Source organism: bacterium (genome assembly GCA_023135785.1).
In the GTDB taxonomy this organism is placed as follows: domain Bacteria; phylum CAIJMQ01; class CAIJMQ01; order CAIJMQ01; family CAIJMQ01; genus CAZNJA01.
In genome coordinates this window covers 1-3,600 of the sequence record JAGLSL010000094.1, presented here as the reverse complement: position 1 = coordinate 3,600, position 3,600 = coordinate 1, and the positions used below count along the sequence as shown (strand labels likewise).

Annotated in this window: 3 protein-coding genes; all 3 read left to right on the top strand. The window is 38.1% G+C overall.

Annotated elements, in window-relative coordinates:
• Nucleotides 1-616: 616 nt before the first annotated feature.
• The 3 genes from cmk to mnmE all read left to right on the top strand — a co-directional run bounded on the left by cmk (nucleotide 617) and on the right by mnmE (nucleotide 3,408).
• Complete coding sequence (cmk, locus tag KAS42_06425) at nucleotides 617-1,417, top strand: (d)CMP kinase (GenBank protein MCK4905854.1); 801 nt, start codon at nucleotides 617-619, stop codon at nucleotides 1,415-1,417.
• Nucleotides 1,418-1,489: 72 nt separating this feature from the next.
• Complete coding sequence (locus KAS42_06420) at nucleotides 1,490-1,885, top strand: four helix bundle protein (protein MCK4905853.1); 396 nt, start codon at nucleotides 1,490-1,492, stop codon at nucleotides 1,883-1,885.
• A gap of 86 nt (nucleotides 1,886-1,971) precedes the next feature.
• Nucleotides 1,972-3,408: a tRNA uridine-5-carboxymethylaminomethyl(34) synthesis GTPase MnmE gene (mnmE, locus tag KAS42_06415; protein MCK4905852.1), complete on the top strand. Its 1,437-nt coding sequence runs from the start codon at nucleotides 1,972-1,974 to the stop codon at nucleotides 3,406-3,408.
• Nucleotides 3,409-3,600 lie beyond the last annotated feature (192 nt).

Below are 3,600 nucleotides of genomic sequence, written 5' to 3'. Positions count from 1 at the left end.
GCAAGTAAGAGTAAGTGAGCATCATTTTCCCGCCCTTTGAATGTTTCATATTGGCGGGTAAGCAGTGAGCCCAACAGTGCCCCAAGTATAAGAAGTAGTAGACGTTGCATACAATGATTTACATTTAACTAGTGACTATACGGAAAATTTGATTCTCTATCCTTTTCTGCCCTTTGGCTTTATTCATTAAATATAATGAAAGGCTTAAGTAGCAGGTCACAACCATTGTCGGTTATAATTGTCTGCACCTTGTTGTATTTCGCCTATTAAAATTTCCCTTGGAATCTAAAAATACACCAAAGCAAGAGAATAGCGCCTGCTATCCCTTTGCCAAGCCTTTCACAAAACACAACCCTTCTAGATCCCTTTAACAAGATTATCCAAAGACCTTGAGGAACAATCTCAAGGTTTTCTCTGGGTCTTAATTATGGGAAGGCATGGGTATGCTTCATTAAAAAAGCACTTATGTGCTTCATAGCATACCTCCTTTCGGATTGTATCGTTATTAAAACTACTATTTCAGAGAACGTATGTGTATAATATAGACTCTTAAACAAGAAAAAGCAAAGATTGCGACCCTGTACCACGTGGGGTACAGGGCTAAAGAGGAAATACAATGAAAAAAAACCTTATTGTTACGATTGACGGGCCTGCGGGAGCGGGAAAGACAACAATAGCCAAAGAGGTTGCCAAACGCTTGGGATTTTTCTATTTAGATACGGGAGCGATGTATAGAGCACTCACTTTGAAGGCGCTAACGGAAGGTATAACTGTTGAAGATAAAGAGAAACTGGTGGAAATGGTGAAGGAAACGATTTTAATAGCTAAGAAACCCTCCCAACAAGATTTGGCAGGCAGGCCTGCCCGCCAAAGTAGTCCTGCCACTAAAACTATGGCAGGCAAGAGTGGAGGGGATACTATAAAGAATGTGTCCGCCACTGATACGTTGGCGGACAGCCCCGCAAGCAGGGCTGGAATGAGGATATGGGTAGACGGGGAAGAAGTGACTGACAAGATACGAACTGAAGAGGTAACGAATAACATCTGGTGGGTATGCAGAGTAAAAGATGTGCGGAAGAAGATGAAAAAGCTTCAGAGAGAAATCGGTTCAAGCGGCAGAATTGTTGTGGAAGGCAGAGATATCGGCACGGTTGTATTCCCCAAGGCGCCTTTTAAATTTTATCTGGATGCTTCTATTGATGAGCGGGCAAAAAGAAGATGGCTTGAACAAACTAATAAAGGAATACAAAGCGACCTTGAAAAAATTAAGCAGGATATAAAAGAAAGAGATAATAAAGATTTCACAAGAGAAATTGCGCCCTTAAAAAAAGCCGAAGATGCGGTGAATATTGATACAACAGGCTTAACGATAGAGGGAGTGATAGAGAAGATAATACAACAAGTTAATAAAAGTTAACATAAGTTAACATTGGTTAATAAGAGGTTGCTAAAAAACACAAAAAACAAAAATGATAAAAGCTGAAAAAGAATGAAAAGCGCGCCCTATGAAAAATTAAAGTTCTATCAGAATATATGTGAAATACGCAGATTAGTTTACAAGATAACCAAAAGATTTGAAAAAATCCATTTAAGATTGGTAAGCCAAATGAGGGATGCTGCCAGAAGTGCTAAGCAGAATATACGTGAAGGATATAGAAAAGACACCGTTGGAGAATTTTCCCATTCCATAAAGATTAGCGCTGGTTCTTTAAGTGAACTTGAAGGTGATATTGATGATTGTTTTGAAGATAAACTCATTTCTAAAGAAGAACACACTAAATTGAAAAATTTATTCTCAATTACGAATTATCAAATTGATCGCTATTTAGATTCACTATACAAATTAAACAAAAGTGGCGAATGGAAGTCTCGTTTTAAAAAGTAACCTATATTAACTTTTTATTAACCTTTGTTAACCAATATTAACCAATATGTTGATTAAAAGCGACACAGTCTTTTTAGCTAAAGCATATGAAAATTAAACTTACATTAGCCAAAGGCGATACCATTGCCGCAATCTCAACCCCACTGGGCGAAGGCGGAATCGGTATCGTCAGATTATCGGGGAAGAAGGCGCTGACAATTGCGAATAAGTTATTCAAAGGCAGAAACGGCGCCACCCCTTCAAAACTTCCTTCATATACTATTCATTACGGTCATATCATAAGAAACAAAGAAATCTTAGACGAGGTTATCCTCTCTATTATGAGAAAGCCGAAAAGTTATACAAGAGAGGATGTTGTAGAAATAAACTGTCACGGAGGAATACTTCCACTTAGAAAAACGCTTGAAGCAGTCCTTGAATGCGGGGCGCGACTCGCTGAACCAGGCGAATTTACCAAGAGGGCGTTTTTAAACGGAAGGATTGATTTAGCTCAAGCCGAAGCGGTGATAAATATCGTTGAGGCAAAAACAGAACTTGCGCTTAAGTCGGCAATGTCGCAACTAAAAGGCGCATTTTCTAAAACGGTAAAAGAACTTAAAGACGAAACTTTAGAATTATTAACTTTATTCGAAGCTGAATTGGATTTTCCCGAAGAGAAAATTGATATTGCAAAAAAGGGTAAGTTCATAAATAAAATAAAGAAGCTCGTATCCGAAACAGACAAGTTAATAAGACAAAGCAGGGAAGGTAAAATTCTGCGTGACGGCGTGTTGGTGCTCTTAATCGGCAAAGCAAATGTCGGCAAATCCACTTTGTTAAACCGCTTGGTAGGAAAAGAACGGGCAATAGTCACGCATATACCCGGCACTACGCGGGATATTATCGAGGAATGGATTAATATCGAAGGCATACCCGTAAAAATAGTTGATACTGCGGGATTTAAAAAAATAGAAAATATAATTGATAAAAAGGCGCAAGAAAAAGTTGAAGAGTATCTGGCAAATGCAAACCTTGTTCTGTTTATGGTTGACGGAACAAAATCGTTATCAAGCCAAGATAAAGAAATTGCAAAGATTATAAAAGAAAAAAAGATGCTGTGTCTGATAAATAAAGTTGACCTGTTGGTCCGCCCCGACGTTTTATCGGGACAAACCTGTGGGCTTGAAAAAATATCTAAAAATAAACTGAAAAGTTTAATCGGTAATAAAAAGGTTCTTGAAATATCGGCGCTGAAAGGAAAAGGCATTAATGCGATTAAGAAGTATATAAAAGATAGCGTGTTTACAGGCGGGGTGTCAGCCGGCGAAAGCACTATTATGGTAAACGCCAGAAGCAGAGAATCTTTGAAAGACGCATATAACGGACTTCTTAAGGGTTTTGATGCGATAACAGAAGGTTTAAGTGAAGAATTTGTTGCTGTTGACTTGAAAGAATCGCTGGAATCGTTTAAAAAGATTTTAGGCGAAACACTGGAAGAAGATATATTGGACAGAATTTTTCAAAGGTTTTGTATAGGGAAGTAACCGAAGGACGAGAAACGATGGACGATGGATGAGGGACGAAACCAAAATACGAGAGATGACGGAAGATGGACGAGAAAAATAATAAAAAAAGAGAAACAAAGAGAATAAACAGTGTTAGGGATTTAGATGTTTATAAACTTGCGTTCAATACAGCAATGGAGATATTTGAAATTTCAAAAAGTTTTCCCAAAG

What these genes read in the sequence shown, in the direction of transcription:
- cmk (MCK4905854.1), top strand. Translation starts at nt 617, where the DNA reads ATGAAAAAAAACCTTATTGTTACGATTGACGGGCCTGCGGGAGCGGGA.
- KAS42_06420 (MCK4905853.1), top strand. Translation starts at nt 1,490, where the DNA reads ATGAAAAGCGCGCCCTATGAAAAATTAAAGTTCTATCAGAATATATGT.
- mnmE (MCK4905852.1), top strand. Translation starts at nt 1,972, where the DNA reads ATGAAAATTAAACTTACATTAGCCAAAGGCGATACCATTGCCGCAATC.